The organism is Rhodococcus gannanensis (genome assembly GCF_042681175.1).
In the GTDB taxonomy this organism is placed as follows: domain Bacteria; phylum Actinomycetota; class Actinomycetes; order Mycobacteriales; family Mycobacteriaceae; genus Rhodococcus_G; species Rhodococcus_G gannanensis.
The window spans coordinates 12756-32961 of sequence record NZ_JBHUFB010000019.1; the positions used below are offsets into that span (position 1 = coordinate 12756).

Genomic DNA, 20206 nt, shown 5'->3' on the forward strand with positions numbered 1-20206 from the left:
GCTGACACCGTACTGCGCGGTCACCGCTCGCGGTGACGCGTTGGGCGATGAACTGGACGGTCCACCGGCACTGTGTACACCTCCATGGCACCGCATGAGCCCCTGACCACCAAATTCCGGGCCCACCGAGCGCCACACGCGTCACACGGACCCCACTCATCCCGGCGAAAGGTCGGAGAGTTCATTAGCATCACTCTGCGACGGGGGTCGCTCCCCACTTCTCCAACCTTTTGCGCAGCACGACCGCACGCGACGCAAGCCGAAGGGTGAACGAGTTATGGGTCAACGTGTCATGGATCGATCGCGTGCACCGCTGCCCGGCGGCGCGGCGCGCGCACGGGCATTCGGCGCCACGGCGACGCTCGCCGCCGCGACGATACTCGCGACGACCGCGCCCGCGGGCGCGAATCCGAATACCGTCAATCCGATTCCCGGACTGAACGGAACCAGCGGCCTGCCGCAGCTCCCCGGCCCGGCCAACGCGGTCGCACAGGCCACCGGCATGCTCAGCGCGAACCGCACCCAGGACCAGAACGTCCTCGGTACCGACCTCGGGATCATGTGGGACAACGGCAACGGCCAGATCCTCACCGCGTTCGGCGACTCCGCAGGCCTCGGCATCCCGAACCTGCTGGCGGGCAGCCTGTGGTCGTGGCGGAGCAGCACCCTGTTCCGCAGCTCCGACCGCGACCTGTGGGACGGAATGACGTTCGACAGCACACCGCGGGACCTGCTCGGCCAGTCCAAGGAACTGATCCCCAGCCCAAAGATCCCGTACGTCGAGATCAGCCGCATCCCGACGGCGGGCGTCGCGGTCGACGGCGTCCAGTACCTGTCGATGATGTCGGTGAAGAACTGGGGCGACCCCGGCAAGTGGGAGACGAACTACTCCAACCTCGTCGTGTCCGGCGACAACGGCGAGAACTGGGTGGAGGCACCGGAGACCAACCGCCCGAACGCGGAGGGCAACCGGAACTTCCAGATGAGCGCGTTCATGAAGGACGGCGGCTACGTCTACCAGTACGGAACCCCACCCGGCCGCGGCCAGCTGGCGTACGTGGCGCGCGTCCCCGAGCGGGACATCCGTGATCTCGGAAAGTACGAGTACTGGAACGGCGGCGAGTGGAAGAAGGGCGACGTGAACGCGGCGGCCCCGATCGTGTTCGGCGGCGTCGGCGAGCTGTCGGTCCAGTACAACCAGTACCTGGGGCAGTACCTGATGCTGACCACCGACGACCTCAACTCCGTGGTCATGCGCCGGTCACCGACGCCGACCGGACCGTGGGGCCCACCCGAGGTGCTCGTGGACACCCGCGAACTGCCGTCGGCGTACGGCGCGTACATCCACCCGTGGTCGAGCGGACCCGACCTCTACTTCCTGACCACCGTGCACTCGAACTACAACGTCCTGCTCCTGCACACGTCCCTGGCCCGCTGATCCGGGGCCGGGACGGACGCGGCGTCGGGATCGCTACGGTCGCGACATGGACGTACAGGAGTGGGACCGGCGGTATCGAGAAGCGGACGCGGCACCGGCCGCGGCACCGGACCCGGCGGTGGTCGAGTTCGTCACGGCCCTCCCCGCGGGACGAGCACTGGACCTGGGGTGCGGCGCGGGCAGGCACGCGCTGTGGCTGGCCCTCCGGGCGTGGCAGGTCACCGCAGTGGACTTCTCGACCGCGGCGCTGACCGCGGGCGTCCGGAACGCCCACCCGCTTCCGCGTGCGACACGGGACCGCCTCACCTGGGTGAACGCGGATGTGACGAAGATCGAGTTCCACCCCGACTATGACCTGGTTCTCGTCTGCGACCTGCACCTGACCCCCGAGGAGCGACGAGGGCTGCTGCGCCGGGCGACGGGCGCGCTGCGGCCCGGCGGCACACTGATCGCCCGCACCGAGGACGGCCCCGCCGACGACCCGGCCGGGCACCGAACACCTTGCACCCCCGAGGAACTCGCGGACGACGTGCGCGACCTCGTCACGGTCGTGGCGGCCCGCCCCACGGAGGCGGCGACCCCGGCTGCGGTTGCGTCGGAATCACTGCCCTCGACCACCCGGGCGAGCCCGAGCGAGGCGCTGCCGGGTGCCCTGATCGTCGGATTTCGCGGTTCTGTTGGCACCTAACTGAATGACGAGTAACATCGGCTAAGTTACCGACGAGTAGCCGCAAGGGCGGTACTACGCGCAGGCTGGACCAGACCAGAACGTGGTCACCCACCAGAGGCTGGACCGCACCATCTCAGGGAGACAGAAGACATGGGGCATTACAAGAGCAACGTCCGTGACCTGGAGTTCAACCTCTTCGAGGTCCTCGACCTCGAAAAGCCGCTGAGCGAGGGCACGTGGGGCGACCTCGACGCCGACACCATCAAGAGCATGCTCAGCGAGGTCGCGCGGCTCGCCGAGGGTCCGCTGGGTGAGTCCTACGCGGACGCCGACCGGAACCCGCCGGTGTTCGACCCCGAGACCCACGAGGCCACCCTCCCCGAGTCCTTCAAGAAGTCCTTCAAGGCGATGTTCGACGCCGAGTGGTACCGGATGGGCCTGAGCGAGGAGATCGGCGGCGTGCCGGTCCCCCGCTCCGTGGTGTGGGCAATCTCCGAGATGATGCTCGGCGCGCAGCCCGCCGCCTTCATGTACCAGGCGGGCCCGTCGTTCGCGGACGTGTTCTTCAAGAACGGCACCGACGAGCAGAAGCAGTGGGCCGCGACCTGCGTCGAGCGGGGCTGGGGTGCCACGATGGTGCTCACCGAGCCCGACGCGGGCTCCGACGTCGGCGCGGGCCGCACCAAGGCCGTCAAGCAGGACGACGGCACCTGGCACATCGAGGGCGTCAAGCGCTTCATCACCTCGGCCACCTCGGACGACCTCTTCGAGAACATCTTCCACCTGGTCCTGGCCCGCCCCGAGGGCGCCGGACCGGGCACCAAGGGCCTGTCGCTGTTCTTCGTCCCCAAGTTCCACTTCGACTTCGAGAAGAACGAGTTGGGCGAGCGCAACGGCGCCTTCGTCACCAACGTCGAGCACAAGATGGGCCTGAAGGCCTCCGCGACCTGTGAGCTCACCTTCGGTGGCCATGGCGTCCCGGCCGTCGGCTGGCTGGTCGGCGAGGTCCACAACGGCATCGCGCAGATGTTCGACGTCATCGAGCACGCCCGCATGATGGTCGGCACCAAGGCGATCTCCACCCTGTCCACCGGCTACCTCAACGCGCTCGACTACGCCAAGCAGCGCGTGCAGGGCGCAGACCTGACCCAGATGACCGACAAGAACGCGCCGCGGGTCAGCATCACCCACCACCCCGACGTCCGCCGCGCGCTCGCGATGCAGAAGGCGTACGCCGAGGGCCTGCGTGCGGTGTACCTGTACACCGCAGCCCACCAGGACGTCGAGATCGCCAAGCACGTCTCCGGCGCCGAAGGCGACGTCGCGCACCGTGTGAACGACCTGCTGCTCCCGATCGTCAAGGGTGTCGGCTCGGAGCGCGCGTACCAGTACCTGACCGATTCGCTGCAGACCCTGGGTGGCTCCGGCTTCCTCCAGGACTACCCGATCGAGCAGTACATCCGCGACGCGAAGATCGACTCCCTCTACGAGGGCACCACCGCGATCCAGGCGCAGGACTTCTTCTTCCGCAAGATCGCCCGCGACCGCGGCGTCGCCCTGGCGCACGTGGCCGGCCAGGTCAAGAAGTTCATCGACCGCGAGGAGGGCGACAACCGCCTCAAGGCCGAGCGCGCGCTGCTCGCCACCGCACTCGAGGACGTGCAGGCGATGGTCGCGACGTTGACCGGCTTCCTGATGGGCGCCCAGGAGCAGCCGACCGAGCTCTACAAGGTCGGCCTCGGCTCGGTGCGCTTCCTGATGGCCGTCGGCGACCTGCTCGTCGGCTGGCAGCTGCTCGAGCAGGCGGAGATCGCGCTCGGCAAGCTCGACGCGGGCACCACCGACAAGGACAAGGCGTTCTACGAGGGCAAGGTCGCGACGGCTTCCTTCTTCGCGAAGAACGTGCTGCCCGAGCTGACCGCCTCGCGGGGCATCGTCGCCAACGTCGACAACGACATCATGGAGCTCGACGAAGCCGCATTCTGATCCGACGACACAGCGGCCGTACCCCGGAACTCCGGGGTACGGCCGCTGTGTCGTTGCCTACTCGCCGGCGACCGCCTCCTTGACGCGGGCGAGGTAGTCCGCGGTCAGGCCCTCGGGTCGCAGCACCGAGTTCCACCCGTCCACGTACTCGGTCGTGTAGTGGTGTCCATGGCCGCCCGGAACTCCGGTCGAGAACGGGAGGTCCGCCGAGACCTGCCAGAACGTCACCAGGGGAATCCACACCATGTCCTCCAGCACGTCCTGCCCCGGCGCCTCGCCGATCCAGTCGGGCTCCCGGAAGATCAGGTCGGGACCCCACCAGACGATGGGGTCGGACGGGTGCATCAGATACAGCACGCGGGTGCCGTCCCATGCCTGGTCCGCAGGTGGAATGCCCGCGGCGGCGTCGTTCGCGAAACGCACCGTCCTCCCGTCCCGGTAGACGGGTTCGACCTCGCGACTCCCCTCGTCCCGGCCATCCCGGAACTCCCCGAACAGGGTGTTGAACTCGGGCGGACCGGCGAACAGGGTGCCCGACGTCCGGTTGCGCAGGTCGTATTCGCCACTGAAGGCGGTCTCACCACCGAACGATCCGAGGGACTCGCCGGCAACGTACAGGCGGGGACGACCGTCGGGCGGCAGCTGCAGCCACCTGTCGTAGACGGCGTCGAACAGGTCCCGGCCCGCCTCCCGCGCCTTCGACTGGTCGACGAGATACGAGATCCACGACGGCAGGTAGGAGTACTGCATCGAGACCGTCGCCGCGTCGCCGTCGGTGAGGTATTCGAAGGAATCAACCGCCGCGGGATCGACCCAGCCGCTGCCGGTCGTCGTCATCACGAGCAGGTTCTCCCGCTCGAAGCCGCCCGCCCGGGCGAGGTCGTCGACCGCCAGCGCGGCCCGCGTCTCGCTGTCGTCCGCAGAATCCAGGCCGCCGTACGCGCGGATCGGTTCCAGCGCCGGACGTCCGACGACATCGGTGATCTCCTGCCCCGACGGCCCACCGGCAACGAACTTCTGTCCCTCGTAACCCAGCGTGTCCCAGGGCACGAGACTGCCCGGGCCGCCGGACCGCAGACCGGAGGTCGGTTGCTCGACACCCTCGGCCGTCGTCTCGTTCTTCAGCGAGAAGGCCTGGTTCGCGAGCGAAGAGAGGCCGCTGAGCAGCACGCCGGAGACGACCGACCAGATCAGCACCGCCACGAGCACCCAGCCGACGACGGCGGCGGCCCGGGCACCGATCCAGCGGTCGAGCCACTTCGCGAGCCAGTGATAGGCCCTCCGGACTCCCCGGCCGAGGGCGACGAGCAGACAGAACGTGACGGCAGCGATCACCGGTGACGCAACCGCGAGCGCGATGTTGTAGTGCGTCACGCCCATCAGGTCCCGAATCTCGTGCTGCCAGTACTGCCCCAGCACGAACGCGATCACGAGCGCCACGACGGCGACCCCGGCGAACACCAGCCACGACCGACGGCTCGGACGGCGCGGCGGACGGTCCGGGAACGCCCGCCACATCGCCGCGGCCCAGACGCCGAGGCCGTAGCCGATGGCCGCGGTGATGCCCCAGACCAGTCCCTGGAGGAATCCGCCGCGCGGCAGAAGAGACGGCGTGAACGAGAGACACGCGAAGACGAGTGCGCCCCAGCACCCCGGCAGCGTGAACCGTCCCGCGTAGCGGCGCCAACGGGAACTCGGGGCGGCTCCGTCGTCGCCGTCCGTCCCGCGCCGATCGGGTTCGGCGGCACCGACTTCCGTGCCGTCGCCCAGCTCCTTCACCTCAACCGACCCGGTTCCATCCACGCAGCCCACTCCTCGCGCTCAGCCGTGCCACCCCGTGCGGGGACGGACCCATGGTCGCGTGGAAACACGTCCTGCGCACGGCAGCAGCCCCGAACACCTCGCGTGTCGCGGATATTGACAACAGGTGTTGTCAGATGCACCGTTGGACGGGTGACCACCACCGCCCCCGGACCCACCCGCTACATGCGCGACCGCGCGCACGGCGCGCGGATCACCCGACCGCTGCGCCCCTTCGCGTGGCCCTCGCCCGACGCAACTCCGGCCGAGGAGCACCGACTGCGCCGCGCGCTCCTCGAACGCGACGAACCGAGCGCCGCACTCGTCCGCGCGATGCGCGAGGACCGTACGGTCACGATGGCCCAGTTCCGGACGGCACTGCACCAGGGCATCGACGCCGTCACCGACGCGCCCGCCGCACTGCGCGACTACTTCACGATGCTCGAGGCCACCCCGGGCTGGGTCGATCGCGACAGGATCGCGCTCGGGGCCCGGACCCTGCGCCGCGTCGGAAAGGATGCGGGGGACGTCCTCGCGTACGGGTCGCTGCTCGGCGGCTACAACAACTCCGGCCCGCTGCCCGTACTGACCGGCAGCGGCAGGCTCACCGGCGACCGCACCGTCCGCCGAATCGCCGAGACAGGCGTCTGGTGGAACGGCTGCGTCGCCGACGACGGACTGGATCGGTTCGGCGACGGCTTCACCCTCTCCGTCCACGTGCGCCTGATGCACGCCTTCGTCGACTATCACCACGAACACGAAACCGACTGGGACACAGCCGATCGCGGCCTCCCGATCAACCAGTTCGACCAGGCCGGGACCCTCGGGCTGTTCTCCGTCACCTTCCTGCTCCACACCCGCGTGCTCGGCATGCGCTACACCCGCCGCGAAGCCGACGCCGTCCTGCACCTGTGGTGCTACGTGGGCTGGCTGATGGGCGTGGACGAGCACTGGCTGCCGTTCGACGAACGCGCCGGGCTTCGCATGATGTACCAGATCGGGGCGTCGTCACCGCCGGCGGACGAGAACAGTCGGGCCCTCGCAGCCGCGCTCGTCGACGTGCCGCTGCACACCGACCACCCCCGCTTCCGGACGCTGCGCAGCCGCTACGAGTACGAGCGGGGACTGTCCCTCGCCACCACCCTGCTCGGCCCGGCCGCCGTCTCGGCGCTCGACGTACCGCGGCGGCCTCCGTGGTACCCGGTAGGCCGCCTTGCAGTGAACATCGCGAAACACCATGTGATGAGCCGCTTCCCGGCCGGTCGGCGGTGGGTTCAGGCGCGCGGCGAGAAGCAGTTGCGCGACGCCCGGCAGCGGATCCTCGGCGGCGAGATCACGAGCGTCGCGCCGCTCCCGTCGTGACGCCCGGGCCGGCGCGGCAGATCACTCGTCCTCGTCGTCCCGCCCACGATCGCGCTCGCGCGCGCGTTCCTGCCTCCGCTCCGCGGCGGTCGGCTGCGCAGTGGTCGCGGCGGGTGTCGCCGGTGCGGCGGCAGGCGCGGCCGGCGCCGGAGCCGGCGCGGGCTGCGCGGTCTCGCAGCGAACGATCGGGACCGGGTCGTACTTCACGGTCCTGGTCTCGCGGGAGATCTCCGCACCGGTCCCGTGATCGGTGACGATCCGGGTGTCACTCGTCGTGAATCCCTGTGCACCACCGGAGGCGATGCAGTCCGACCCGGCGGGCAGGGTCACCGTGTTCGGCGAGGTGTGCGCGTAGCGCTCCCCGGTGACCGACTCGACGTCGACGTGCTTGGTACCCCACAACTTGACAGTGATGTCGGAATTCGTGCCGATCGTCTGGATGAGGACACCCGTGTCCGTCGCATTGGTGAACTTCAGGTCGATCGCACCCTCGAACACCGTGGCCTCCCGCGCCTCCGGGTACCGCGAGATGTAGTAGCTGTGCTCGGTGTGACCCGCGTCCTCCATGCCGCCGAAGTACGCGGCGTTGTAGAGGGTGGTCGCGAGCTGGCTGATGCCGCCACCGACCGCGCGGTCGGGCCGGCCGTTGTTGATGATGCCCGACGCGACATAGCCTTCCGCCGTCCCGCGCGGACCCGTGTACTCGTTGAGGGAGAAGGTCGCGCCGGGCTTCACCAGCGCACCGTCGATCTCGCTCGCCGCGAGTCGGATGTTCACACCGGACGCGTATTCGAAACCGCCCGAGGTGAACTGGCCGATCACCTCGTTGATGCCCAGCTTCTTCGCGGCATCCGTCGTCAGCTCCGGCTGCTTGGGTTCGTAGATCGCGGCCGTGGTGCGGTCACCGGACTCGCCGGCCAGCAGGGCGGGCAACGCCTCGAGCGTCTTGTGCCACTCGATCATGTCGCCGGGCACAGCGGGCACCACCGTCGGAGAACCGCTGTCGAGGCTGAAGGTCGCGTCCTTCGGAGCGACCTCGGTGCTCGCGAGCTGCGGGCCCAGCACGCCGATCGCGGCGTCGACGCCGTACTGCGGATCCAGGCCGCCGTCACCGTTCGGCACGAACGACAGCACGGTTCCGATCTGGTCACGCGCCAGCACGGCCTTCTTGTCGTCGCGTCCGGTGACCTCGACGTTCGCGGCGACCGCGGGCGTCGCGACGTCGCGCAGTGCCTCGTCCACGCCGGACTGGGTGACGGTGACCGACTCGACGGTGACCGGGACCTCCACACCGCCGACGGCCGCCCATCCGTCGGTCAGCGCGGCTGCGGCGCCGTCGGCGTCCAGAGACTGACCGGCCTGCGGCGACACCCCGACCGGCGTCGCGCCGTCGAACCGCACGGCACCCTCGACCGGTGCCCGATCCGTCTGCGGGCGCAGGCCCTCGACCGCGGCGGCGAGGGCGACGTCGTCGTGCGTCGAGGTGACCCCGACCTCACGTTCGGTGAAGTAGGAGGTGAGACGGGTGATCGGATTGAGTGGCTGCGATCCGACGCGGTCGATCGTCGCGGGCCAGTCGACGGCCAGTCCCGCCTCGGCGGGAACCAGGTCGGTGGTGACGTCCCCCGCCCGCACCGTCACCGGTTGCTGGGCGCGTGGATCGAGCGCGGCGCGCAGGGTGGCCTCGGCATCTTCGTGGGACAGTCCCCCGACGTCGACGCCCGCGACGGTCACGCCGCGCGGCACCGCTCCGGCGGAGGTCGCGAGGTCCAGGACGTACCAGACTCCGCCGACCGCGAGGACGCCCGCGGCCGCACCCACGGCGATCCGCTGTCGCGCGGACAGGTTCCGGACGAACTCCGCGGCGCCACCCCGGCCGGGACGACCCGAATCGCCTCCTGCGCCGTCGGGCGCAACGGGACCCGAGGGAGGCACAGGGGGAGGGGCAGAGCCACCGGCCACTGACGGTCCAGGGGGAACTGCGGGTCCGGGAGGAGCGGACTGGGGCGCCGGGCCGGGCCCCGGGGCTGGCGCGGTCTCGTTGTCGGGGGTTATCCGCGGCAACACCGTCGTCGGAACGTCCTCGGGGCGGACGTGCGCGGTGGGGACCTCGACCGTGACCGCCTCGGTCTCGGCGACGCCGTCCTGCTCCACGGCCTGACCCGCGCCACCGTTGGGGGCACCGGCGTCGGTCGTGGGCTCCGTGTCGGCAGGCTCACCCGCGGGTCGCACGGAGTCCGGGGACTCACCGTGCGGAAACCCTGGACGCTGCGGAGCGCCCGAGTGCTTGCCGATTCCGCCTGACATTCGCGGACCTCCCGGTAGTGTCGTTCTGCTGGGCCAGGACCCGCTTCGACTGCCAGGGTAGCTCGCGCCGCTCGGGCGCCGGTCAGCGCGGCGTCGCTCGGACGCCGATCGCCCGGACCACCCACAGGCCGCGAAACGACAGGGTCCCGCGCTGCAACCGGGTCGGGGGTCTGGCTGCAACGCGGGACGACCTGACTATCGACGCCTCGCACCGGGGCGTTACAGCTCCTCGGAAGAAAATCCGTGCGCATTGTTCGCGGCACCCGTGAAGCGTCAACCACCTGCACAAACACACACAGAGCGCGGTACAAAAGTGTCCTAGCTCACTTCTTTCGGCCGAACTCGCGGCAGCGGGAGGACCAGCGCACCGGGCGCATCGGCGGGCACGACCGGACGTCGCGGTCCCACCGGATCGACGCGTCGGTAGGTAGTGCCGAGCGGCGGCCTGTGGTCCGCCTCACCCCGATTGGGCCACAACGCGAATGCCCGCTCGGCCAGCGCGGTGATCGTCAGCGACGGGTTGACGCCGAGGTTGGCGCTCACGACGGACCCGTCCGCGACGTGCAGTCCCGGGTGCCCGTACACGCGCTGGTACGGATCGACGACGCCGGTGTCCGCGCTGTCCCCGATGGCGCACCCGCCGAGGAAGTGGGCGGTCATCGGGATGTTTGCCAGGTCGGCGAGCGAACCACCCGGGTCGCCGTCGATCTTCTCGGCCACCGAACGGATGACGGCGTGACCCTGGGGAATCCAGGTCGGTGGAGGCTCACCCGGCCCCCGTCTGCTGACGAGCCGGAACCCGCCCCGCGGCCCCTTCCGGACACCGAGTTCCAGTGCGTTCTCGCCGGTCTGCATGACCAGGGCGATCACCGTCCGCTCGGACCAGCGCCGCACCGACAGCCCCCGCACGAAGGTAACCGGGTGCCGGGCCACGGCCGCGAGCGCCTTCAGCGGTCGCGGGACTCGGCCCCCACCGTCGACGAGGACGGTCTGCAGCAGGCCGATGGCATTGCTGCCCTTGCCGTACCGGACCGGCTCGACGTGGGTGTGGTCGTCGGGATGGAACGACGACGTGATCGCGACGCCGCGGTGGTGGTCCGCGGGCCGGCGGGCGGTGGCCGCGAGCACCGCCTCGGAGTTGGTACGCACCTGGGTGCCGAGGCGGGCGGACAGCCCGGGTAGCTCGCCGCTCTCCCGGGTGCCGAGGAGCAATTTCTGGGTGCCGTACGTGCCCGCGGACACGACCACCTGAGCGGCGGTCAGGATCGTCTCGCGTCGGCGCAACGACCCGGTGCGCCGGGTCCGGATCTCGTAGCCACCCTCGGGCAACGGTCGCAGCCCCGCGACCGTCGTCAGCGGGTGGATCCGCGCACCGGCTCGTTCGGCGAGGTACAGGTAGTTCTTGACCAGGGTGTTCTTCGCACCGACCCGGCAGCCCGTCATGCAGGACCCGCACTCCGTGCACCCGGTGCGGTCGGGACCGGCGCCGCCGAAGAACGGATCGGCCACAGCCGCACCCGGCTGCCCGAAGAACACCCCGACCGGGGTCGCTGTGAAGGTGTCCTCCACGCCCATCTCCCGGGCCACGTCCCGGACGATGCGATCGGCGGCGGTGACGCCGGGATAGGTTCGGACGCCGAGCATCCGGGCCGCCTGGTCGTAGTAGGGGCCGAGCTCGTCCTCCCAGTCGGTGATGTGGCCCCACTGCGGGTCGTCGAAGAACGGGCGCGGCGGACGGTAGAGGGTGTTCGCGTAGTTCAGGGACCCACCGCCTACGCCGGCGCCTGCCATCACCAGCACGTCCGCGAGCAGGTGGATCCGCTGGATTCCGAAGCAGCCCAGCGCCGGCGCCCACAGGTACCGGCGGAGCCGCCAGCTGGTCTCGGGAAGTTCGTCGTCGGCGAAGCGCCTGCCCGCCTCCAGCACCCCGACGCGGTAACCCTTCTCCGTCAACCGGAGTGCCGCGACGCTGCCACCGAATCCGGACCCGATCACCACGACGTCGTAGTCGTGGCCACCTGTGTCGCCCACGCCGCTCACGCGACCTCCTCCTCGGCTCCGGGCTCGATCGCTCGGTAGTTCTCGGCGTCGAAGTTGCTCAGCAGCGCGCGGTAGCGCCAGGTGAAAGTGGGCCACATCACCGAGTTGCGGCCACGTTCGTCCATGTACCAGCTGGAGCAACCGCCGCTGTTCCAGACCGTCGTCGCGAGCGCACCACCGACGCGGGAGGCGTAGCGCCGCTGCGCTGCGGCGTCCACGTCGAGCGCGGCTGCGCGGCGAGCCGTCATGTACGCCAGGGCTTCCCGGATGTAGGTCGCCTGACTCTCCAGCATGTAGACGATCGAGCTGTGCCCGAGGTTGGTGTTCGGGCCGTACATCAGGAACAGGTTCGGGAATCCGCTGACGGTGACGCCGCGATGAGCGCTGGGGCTGCCGTCCCAGTGCTCGGCGAGGGTGCGCCCGTCGACACCGTGCAGCAGTCGCGCGACGGGCGGCTCGGTCGGCGTGAAGCCGGTGCCGAAGATGATGGTGTCGACTGCACGCTCGACTCCGTCGGAGCCGACCACACCGGTCCGGGTGACCCGCTCCAGTCCCGACGCGACCAGGTCCACGTCGTCGCGTGCCAGCGTCGGCAGCCATTCGTTCGACAGCAGCATCCGCTTGCATCCGATGGTGAAGGAGGGCTTGAGCTTTCGGCGTAGCCGGGAATCCGGGACCTGCGCCCGCAGCTGAGCCTTCGAGACGAGCGCGACGGCGGGCAGCAACCACGTCAGGTACGCGAAGACCACCACGTACGCCTCTCGCATGCCGTACACGAGCCCCCGTACCACCTTCTGGGTGAGGGGAATTCGGCGATAGAGCGCCTTCTCGACGGTGCCGAGGGTCCGGTTGCGGCGCGGGATCACCCAGGAGGCGGTGCGCTGGAAGACGGTGACGCGTTGCGCCCGATCGACGATCTGCGGAACGAACTGGACGGCAGACGCACCGGTGCCGACGACGGCGATGCGCTCGCCGGTGAGGTCGTGATCGTGGTTCCACGCGGCGGAGTGGAAGACAGTCCCCTCGAAGGAGTCCAGCCCCTCGATGTCGGGCAGGTTCGGCGTGGACAGGGCTCCACTCGCGGCGACCAGCACCTGCGCGGTGATCTCGCCGCGGCTGGTGCGCACCCGCCAGCACGCGGAGGTGGAGTCCCAGTGAGCGCCGAGGAGTTCGCAGTCGAACAGGGTGCGGGCACGGATGCCGCTGCGGGTCGCCACATCCTTGAGGTACTCGAACAGTTCGGGCTGCTCGGCGAAGGTGTGACTCCAGTCCGGGCTCGGCGCGAAGGACAGCGAGTACAGGGAGGTGGGCACGTCGCACGCACATCCCGGATAGGTGTTGTCACGCCATGTCCCGCCGACCTCGGCGGCGCGCTCGACGATCACGACGTCCCCGGCGCGCCCGTCGCGGATCAACGATCCCGCGGCCGCCATGCCGCCGAATCCGGCACCGACGACCAGCACCCTCGTGTGAGAGGGGAGTTCGGTGAGGGCGGGCGACGCCACGTTCCGGTTGCTCATCGCGCGGCCGCCATCTCGTCCCAGACGGGAAGAAGACGCCTGCGGCGTTCCGACTCCTCTTCCGGGGTGCGGAACAGTGCCGACACGGCGAAACCGCGTGCCAGTTCGATACTGAGCTCGATGGAGTCGGAGCCGAATCGCTCGCCCATCACCTCGGCAGCGCCTCCGGTGAGCGCATCGCTGACGCGGCGCTCGAGCGGCACCATCGCCTCGAACAGTTCGGCGTCGGTGCGGGCGGCGACCCACAGTTCGAGCGCTGCATAGAAGAGCGGTCCCGTGAACGCCTCGACCAGGACCTCGAGCCCGCGTTCGGGGTCGGGTTCCGTCGCGAGGATCTCCGCGAGCCGCTTCTCGACGAGATGTTCCACGGCCGCGACGACGAGCGTCACCTTGGTGGGGAATTGGTGGAGCTGCGCTCCACGGGAGACCCCGGCGCGCCGGGCTATGCCCTGCGTGCTCGTCCCGGCGTAGCCGAGTTCGACCAGTGAGTCGATGGTCGCGTCGAGGAGCTTCTGTCGCGTCTGGGCGCTGCGTTGCGCCTGCGTCCGGGTCGGACGCTCGGTGTCCTGGGTCACACCGTCACATTAACAACAAACAGTCCAGACTGCTTGTAACTCTCGAATGTCCGTCCCGGTCACGTGGACCAGGGCATCAGGGGTGGCTCAGGACGTCCAGTCCGCGGGCGAAGTTCGCCATGCGGTCGGCGAGACCGTAGTGACCACCGTTGACGAGTTCCGAGACACGCACGATGCCCGGTCCGTCGGCGATGTTGTTCAGATTCCGCGAGGTCCAGTACCAGACGGCGGTGATGAACGCGTTCTCCGGAGCGGCCATCAGCTCGGGGTTCGCGACGAAGTCGATGCCGGTGAACTTGCTGACCTCTTCGTAGTTGTGCCGGCCGGTCACCTGGATCGCGCCACGCCCCTTGTAACGGACACCGTCGCCAGGCTGGGTGTTTCCGAGGTCGGAGCGGCCCTCGTACGCGCTTCCGGAGGCGTACTCCTCGAAGGTACGGAAGGAGTCGGACTCGACCGCGAGCTGGGCGATGAACGCCGCCTGGCGAATGGGCGTGTCGATACCGCCACGCACCATGGCGTCACTGAGAGGCGCGACGTACTGCGCGATCTTGTCCGCCGGCATCTGCGGCAGGATGCGGGCCAGCTTGTCGGCAGGCACCAGGGGCGCAGGCGCGGGTGCAGGTTCAGGTGCGGGTGCGGGTGCGGGCTCGGCGGCAGGCTCGGCGGCAGGTGCCGCCTCCTCCACAGCGTTCGCGATGAACGCCGCGGCGGAAGCACCGACGGCCGCTTCGGGGGTGGCCACGGCGTCGGCAACCGCCTGCTCGGCGGTCGAACCGGTTCCGGGCAGCGTGGGGAACCGGAGCGCCGAGAACATGTTGCCCGACTCCTGGTAGCGAGCCGGGGTGGACGTGGCCGACGGCTCCGCATTCGCGACGCCGATGCCGGCGAGGGTGGCCCCGGTGGCGATCAGGGCAGCCGAGGCGACGGCAGCACGGACATGGCGCGACTGTGAAACATGCAAGACTCTGACTCCAAGATTCGGCCGGGAACGTGGCCCGGCCACCGAAGGGTGTGTCGTGAGCGTTATCAGGGGGAGCTCGCCCGCCCTCGTGGATCACCGCCACGCACCAATAAGGTCACAACCAGGTAACGCGGCGTGTTGGAGATATTTCAACCGATCGTGACGAGCGCCACGTTGACAGCGTAAAAATGTTCCAAGTCACAGTTGCTGGATATTCGCCCACGGCAGGAGTCGGCGCCGGTGATGAGCTGCCGCGACAACACCGGCGCGCCGGGAACGTACTGTACAGCGTCGAATTCTCGCGCAGTGAATCGACAATCCACCTGCTGTAGTGCGCTTTTGCCGCACAGGACCGTCGACGACCCCAACCGGACCCCCGACTCGGACCGGGCGGCGGCGGTGCCGTTTCCACGCCGTAGCCGATTCGTCCCATGTCCCGACGACAGCGCCTCTGGCAGTTGGAAGACCAACCGGTTCGTGTCGCACGCAACAAGGGCGCCCGACACCGCGCCGTGACCTTTCTCGACCGAGAAGAACGCTCGGATAACAGCCCGTGACCGTCCGGGGCGCGAACCGCCGTCCCATCGGGTCCGAACGCCGCCCGCCACCGGGCTCCATTCGTACGGCGTCGAATCGGTTCCCAGCCAACTCCCAGGGAGGCCGAACCCAATCACTAGGCAAACAGAGTGTGCTGAACGAGTAACCGCGAGATGTACGGCAACCGACAGAAGGGAACCTGGGCGATGGGACTGTTCGACCGCTTCCGCGGCCCCTCATCCGAGGGCGGGCACCGGACGGAGGATGTACCCACCGCGCCCCACACGACAGGGCCTGCATCGCCGGCCAGCGGCTGTCAACAGACCGCGAGCAAGCTGCACGCGTTCAACCGGTACGAGATCAAGTACTTCGTCGACGAGATGAAGGTCCCCGAGCTGCGGCGCGAGCTCGCGGCCCGGATGGACACCGATCCGTTCTCGCCCCACGGCGGCTACCCGGTGACCTCCCTGTACTACGACACCCCTGACCTCCGCTTCTACTGGGAGAAGATCGAGGGCCTCAAGTTCCGGCGCAAACTCCGGCTCCGCCTGTACGGCCTGCCCGAGGACTGCACCGACGACACTCCGGTGCAGATCGAGATCAAACAGCGGGTCAACCGCGTCACGCAGAAGCGCCGCATCGCGCTGCCGTACGTCGTGGCACAACGCTGGCTCAACGGCCGCGAGGAGATCGAGTGCGATCCCGGCCAGCGCGCATTCGTGAACGAGGTGACCACGCTCATCGGCAACCTCGACCTGAGGCCCACCGTCACCACCGGATACCTCCGCGAGGCGTTCGTCGGCACGGAGGCCGATCTGGGACTGCGGGTGACGATCGACCACAAGGTGCACGGCCGCGACCGGGACTTCCACTTCGCGTCCGGGGCCGAGAACCGCTTCGTCATCCCCCCGAAGCTGGCGATAGTCGAACTCAAGGCGAACGAGCGCGTCCCGTACTGGGCGACCGATCTGACTGCGCGCCTGAACATGTCGGTGATCCGCGTCTCGAAGTACTGCCAGTCGGTCGAGGCGTTCGGCATGGCGCCCCGCTCCCGCACCGGCTCACCCGAGCTGGTGCTTCCGGCCGGACACGACGACACGGCCCCCGCCGACGTGTTCGACCCGCAGGCTCGCGTGGCGGGCTGACATCTTCCCGATCTTCCTTCTGCCCTGAGCAATTCACGAAAATCACGACAGGAACCCCATGAATCTCAACCTCCAGGACCTCAGCGGTACGTTCAGTACCTTCGACATCATCGTGTCGTTGTCACTGTCGTTCGTGCTGTCCGCGATCATCGGCTGGGTATACCGATACACCCACAAGAACGTTTCCTACAGCCAGTCGTACGTGCAGACGCTGGTGATGGTCGGCATGGTCATCTCGCTGATCATGCTGGTCGTCGGATCGAATATCGCGCGCGCGTTCGCACTCGTCGGCGCACTGTCCGTGGTGCGATTCCGCAACGCCATCAAGGAAACCCGTGACGTCGGCTTCATCTTTCTGGTGATGGCGATCGGCATGACGACAGGCACGAGATTCTATCTGCTGGCGATCGCCGCGACCGTCGCGATCTGCCTGGTGCTGCTGATCATGAACAAGTTCAGCTGGTTCAAGCTCGACGTCCAGCGCCAGGTCGTCAAGGTCCAGGTACCGCCGGAGCAGGAGTACGCCGCCCTCGTCGAGGACGTCCTGATCCAGTACTGCACCGAGTTCGAGCTCGTGTCGACCGAAGCGGTTCGAGCCGGCGCGTTGAACGAGCTGTACTACACCGCCCAGTTGAGGAAGGGCAAGAAGTCCACCGAACTCATCTCCGCACTCAGCGCGGTCAACAGCGGACAGCGTGTGACCGTCCTGACCGGATACGACCAGACGGACATCTGATGCACCCGACGTTCGCCGACGGTCCCCCACCCACACGCAGGTTTCGACACCGGATTCCGACGTCGCTGCGTCAGCACTGGAAGCTGCTGGCGGTGTTCGTCGCGTTCGTGACGATCATGGCCACGGTTTTCGGGGCAACCCGAATCCGGCCCCAGATCACCGGTGACGCAACGATCATCGCGTCGCAGATCACCGACAACATCGCCGGCACCGTGGACCTGTTCGACGACTCGGTGTCCCACGAGGTGTCGCTGGACATCACCGACGCCGAGTACCAGGACATGATCACCTCGTTCCAGAAGACCGGCGAGAAGAAGTGGGTCACCGCCGACCTCACGATCGACGGCACCTTCGTCAACGACGTCTCGGTTCGGCTGAAGGGCAATTCCACCCTGATGGGCGTGCGCGGAGACAACGCGATGCCCGGCGGTGAGGGATTCCAACCGCCAGAAGGAATGGAACTCCCCGAGGGCGTGGAGTTCCCCGACGGCATGGAGATGCCCGAGGGAATGGGGCCGATGGGCGGGATGTCACAGGCGTCGGAGGACGACCCGACCTCGCTGCCGTTGCTCATCAGCTTCGACGAGAACGAATCCGGTCGCGCCTACCAGGGATTGACGGAGATCTCGATCCGGCCCGGTTCTCCGGTTCTGAACGAGGCGATGTCACTCTCGTTGACCGCGGAAACGGACCAGGCCTCGCAGCGCTACACCTACGCCGTGTACTCGGTCAACAACAGCGCCACCACCACCCGGTTGCTGCTCGAACACCCCGACGACCTCTACGCGAACACGCTGTTCGATTCCGACGGCTACCTCTACAAGGCCGATGCGAATTCGCGGTTCGAGTATGTCGGCGACGACCAGTCCGACTACGCCGATCAGTTCAAGCAGATCAACGCCGTGGACAGCGGGAACCTGCAGCCGATCATCAACTTCCTGAAGTGGCTGGACACGGCGAGTGACGAGGAGTTCGACGCGCACCTCGCCGACTGGGTCGACGTCGACTCGGTCGCCGACTACCTGGCCACGCAGAACCTGCTCGTCAACGGCGACGACATGAGTGGCCCCGGCCAGAACTACTACCTCTGGTACGACCTCGAAACCGAGGAGATCAGCGTGATCTCCTGGGATCTGAACCTTGCGATGCAGGGCGATGCGACCACCGGCCCGCACGACGCCGTGTCGATGGGGATGCCCGGAGGCGGGGGGCGCGCGGGGGCGGGCGCCGCAACCGCACCCGAGGGAATGACGTTGCCGGAAGGCATGACTCCCCCGGACGGCATGGCGTTACCCGAGGGCATGACACCACCGGGCGGTACCGGCGCCGACGATGCCGCGGGCACACAGAACGGCCAGGCCCAGGACGGCCGGACCCGGGGCGGCGGCATCGGCGGCGGTGGACCGCAGATGTCCAACGAGCTCAAGACCCGGTTCCTCGAATCGGACGCCTTCACCGCCGTGTACGACGAGGCCTACTGGGACCTCTACGACCGGATGTACGGCGGCGGGCTCGCATCCGAGACCCTCGAGCGACTCGCCGAGACCATCCCGGTGTCGGACGGCCTCACCGCCGAGGACCTGCAGTCGAGCGTCGACGACATGCGCACCTGGATCGACCAGCGCACCTCGGCGCTGGCGGACCAAAGCACCACCTGACCGGCCGATGCCGCCGTCGTCCGAATCCTCCTCCGACGGATCAGCTTCCGGATGTCATTCGACGACGAGCCGGGTCCGGGACGGCACCAGGAAGCCCGCCACCGTCACCTTGTCGGTCGGCCGGACCAGCTGAGCGGGGTGCCGGGCCGGACGACCGTTGACGAGCACGAGCCCCTCCATCACGAGGGCCACCGCCTGCGCTCGGCCGACGTGCGGATTCTGCTCGACGAGTGCGTCACACACCGGCGTGCCTGCGAGTGCGTTGCTCATAACGCCAGCGTGAGCCGCGTCCGTGAACGGTCTCGCCGTCCGGCCCGACCTGTCGGCGACAGTCAGGTGAACCCCGGGTGCGTCGAGCACGGGCGTCGGCAGCCTCGCGTCACTCCCTGCCGAGCGAGACCCACGTCGGATCGGCGGCGCGGGCCCCGACCGTGATCGCGGCGAGTTCGTCGAGCCGCGACACCTGGTCCGCCGTCAGGTCCAGGTCCAGCGCGGCGGCGTTCTCGGTCACCCGGCTCGCGAACCGCGTTCCCGGAATCGACACCACCGGCAGCCCGAACTCGCGGCCCTTCGCGTCCAGCCATGCCAAGGCGACCTGCGCCGCCGTGGCCTCCGACTCCCGGGCGACGTCCTCGACGACGCCGAGCACCTTCGCATTGCCGGCCAGCGCCTCGTCGGTGAACCGCGGGAAACGCCGACGCAGATCCGACTCGCCGAGCGTGGCCGGGTCGTACGTCCCGGTCAGGTATCCGCGCCCCACCGGCGAGTACGGGACGAACCCGATGCCCAGTTCGGCCGCGGTGGGCACCACGTGGCGTTCGACGTCGCGGCTCCACACGCTCCATTCGCTCTGGATCGCGGCGATCGGATGGACCGCGTGTGCCCGGCGCAGCTCGTCCCCGGTCGCCTCCGACAGTCCGATGTGCCGAACCTTCCCTGCGGCAACCAGTTCCGCGATCGCGCCGACGGTCTCCTCGACGGGGACGTTCGGGTCGACGCGGTGCAGGTAGTAGAGGTCGACGCTGTCGACGCCGAGGCGCTGCAGCGACGCGTCCAGGAACCCGGCGACATGCTCGGGGCGACCGTCGATGCCACGCTGCCCGGCGGCGATGTTGCCGACGAGACCGAACTTGGTGGCCAGCTGCACCTCGTCGCGCCTGGTTCGCAACACCTCCCCGACGGCCCGCTCGCTGGCGCCGTCGCCGTACACGTTGGCGGTGTCGAGGAACGTCACGCCGATGTCGACGGCGTGATGCAGAGTGGCGAGGGCCTGGTCCGGATCGACCGGACCGTAGACGGGGGCCACCGACATCGCGCCGTAGCCCTGGGCGCTGACGTCGAGGCCGGGTGCGAGGGTGGTGTTGCGAACGGTCATGCGACCATCCTCGTACGTCCCACCGGACGGCGCACGGCCTGGAATCAGCGTGATTCCAGGCCGTGCGCGGCGCGGCTCCCCTTACCGCTCGAT

At 68.7% G+C, this 20206-nt stretch carries 15 protein-coding genes; 7 read left to right on the forward strand and 8 right to left on the reverse strand.

The annotated features are described in order from the left end of the window. The first annotated feature begins 292 nt into the window (after window positions 1-292). The 3 genes from ACFSJG_RS19445 to ACFSJG_RS19455 all read left to right on the forward strand — a co-directional run bounded on the left by ACFSJG_RS19445 (window position 293) and on the right by ACFSJG_RS19455 (window position 4094). Window positions 293-1438, forward strand: a complete 1146-nt coding sequence (locus ACFSJG_RS19445) for a DUF4185 domain-containing protein (RefSeq protein WP_378486892.1) — start codon at window positions 293-295, stop codon at window positions 1436-1438. 46 nt (window positions 1439-1484) lie between these two features. Further along, window positions 1485-2126 carry a class I SAM-dependent methyltransferase gene (locus ACFSJG_RS19450; RefSeq protein ID WP_378486893.1) on the forward strand — a complete coding sequence of 214 codons (642 nt, stop codon included), beginning with the start codon at window positions 1485-1487 and terminating at the stop codon, window positions 2124-2126. 132 nt (window positions 2127-2258) lie between these two features. After that, window positions 2259-4094, forward strand: coding sequence for an acyl-CoA dehydrogenase (locus ACFSJG_RS19455; protein ID WP_378486894.1), 1836 nt, complete (start codon window positions 2259-2261; stop codon window positions 4092-4094). A 57-nt stretch (window positions 4095-4151) separates the two neighbouring features. Here ACFSJG_RS19455 and ACFSJG_RS19460 read toward each other — a convergent pair whose 3' ends face one another. Beyond that, on the reverse strand, window positions 4152-5897 hold the full coding sequence (locus ACFSJG_RS19460) for an alpha/beta hydrolase (protein ID WP_378486895.1): 1746 nt from the start codon (window positions 5895-5897) through the stop codon (window positions 4152-4154). Window positions 5898-6047: 150 nt separating this feature from the next. Here ACFSJG_RS19460 and ACFSJG_RS19465 point away from each other — a divergent pair, with 150 nt between their 5' ends. Continuing rightward, window positions 6048-7256, forward strand: a complete 1209-nt coding sequence (locus ACFSJG_RS19465; protein WP_378486896.1) for an oxygenase MpaB family protein — start codon at window positions 6048-6050, stop codon at window positions 7254-7256. A gap of 21 nt (window positions 7257-7277) precedes the next feature. Here ACFSJG_RS19465 and ACFSJG_RS19470 read toward each other — a convergent pair whose 3' ends face one another. The 5 genes from ACFSJG_RS19470 to ACFSJG_RS19490 all read right to left on the reverse strand — a co-directional run bounded on the left by ACFSJG_RS19470 (window position 7278) and on the right by ACFSJG_RS19490 (window position 14662). After that, window positions 7278-9563, reverse strand: coding sequence for a VanW family protein (locus tag ACFSJG_RS19470; protein ID WP_378486897.1), 2286 nt, complete (start codon window positions 9561-9563; stop codon window positions 7278-7280). A 318-nt stretch (window positions 9564-9881) separates the two neighbouring features. After that, the gene (locus ACFSJG_RS19475; protein WP_378487187.1) at window positions 9882-11594 is read right to left on the reverse strand and encodes a GMC oxidoreductase; all 1713 of its coding nucleotides are present in this window, start codon (window positions 11592-11594) and stop codon (window positions 9882-9884) included. A gap of 5 nt (window positions 11595-11599) precedes the next feature. Further along, window positions 11600-13123 carry a flavin-containing monooxygenase gene (locus ACFSJG_RS19480; RefSeq protein WP_378486898.1) on the reverse strand — a complete coding sequence of 508 codons (1524 nt, stop codon included), beginning with the start codon at window positions 13121-13123 and terminating at the stop codon, window positions 11600-11602. Next, complete coding sequence (locus ACFSJG_RS19485; protein WP_378486899.1) at window positions 13120-13698, reverse strand: TetR/AcrR family transcriptional regulator; 579 nt, start codon at window positions 13696-13698, stop codon at window positions 13120-13122. Before ACFSJG_RS19485 ends, ACFSJG_RS19480 begins: the two co-directional genes overlap by 4 nt. A gap of 76 nt (window positions 13699-13774) precedes the next feature. Beyond that, complete coding sequence (locus ACFSJG_RS19490; RefSeq protein ID WP_378486900.1) at window positions 13775-14662, reverse strand: glycoside hydrolase family 19 protein; 888 nt, start codon at window positions 14660-14662, stop codon at window positions 13775-13777. A 743-nt stretch (window positions 14663-15405) separates the two neighbouring features. Here ACFSJG_RS19490 and ACFSJG_RS19495 point away from each other — a divergent pair. Genes ACFSJG_RS19495 through ACFSJG_RS19505 form a run of 3 tightly spaced genes read left to right on the forward strand, consistent with a single transcriptional unit; the run spans window position 15406 to window position 18738 of the window. Beyond that, window positions 15406-16344, forward strand: a complete 939-nt coding sequence (locus ACFSJG_RS19495) for a polyphosphate polymerase domain-containing protein (RefSeq protein WP_378487188.1) — start codon at window positions 15406-15408, stop codon at window positions 16342-16344. A 58-nt stretch (window positions 16345-16402) separates the two neighbouring features. Next, window positions 16403-17080: a DUF4956 domain-containing protein gene (locus tag ACFSJG_RS19500; protein WP_378486901.1), complete on the forward strand. Its 678-nt coding sequence runs from the start codon at window positions 16403-16405 to the stop codon at window positions 17078-17080. Then, on the forward strand, window positions 17080-18738 hold the full coding sequence (locus tag ACFSJG_RS19505; RefSeq protein WP_378486902.1) for a CotH kinase family protein: 1659 nt from the start codon (window positions 17080-17082) through the stop codon (window positions 18736-18738). The genes ACFSJG_RS19500 and ACFSJG_RS19505 overlap by 1 nt, the downstream gene beginning before the upstream one ends. Window positions 18739-18792: 54 nt before the next feature. Here ACFSJG_RS19505 and ACFSJG_RS19510 read toward each other — a convergent pair whose 3' ends face one another. Together ACFSJG_RS19510 and ACFSJG_RS19515 are read right to left on the reverse strand one after the other, a co-directional pair. Beyond that, on the reverse strand, window positions 18793-19008 hold the full coding sequence (locus ACFSJG_RS19510) for a S4 domain-containing protein (protein WP_378486903.1): 216 nt from the start codon (window positions 19006-19008) through the stop codon (window positions 18793-18795). 109 nt (window positions 19009-19117) lie between these two features. Next, window positions 19118-20113 (reverse strand): aldo/keto reductase, encoded by a 996-nt coding sequence (locus ACFSJG_RS19515; RefSeq protein ID WP_378486904.1) that lies wholly within the window; start codon window positions 20111-20113, stop codon window positions 19118-19120. Window positions 20114-20206 lie beyond the last annotated feature (93 nt).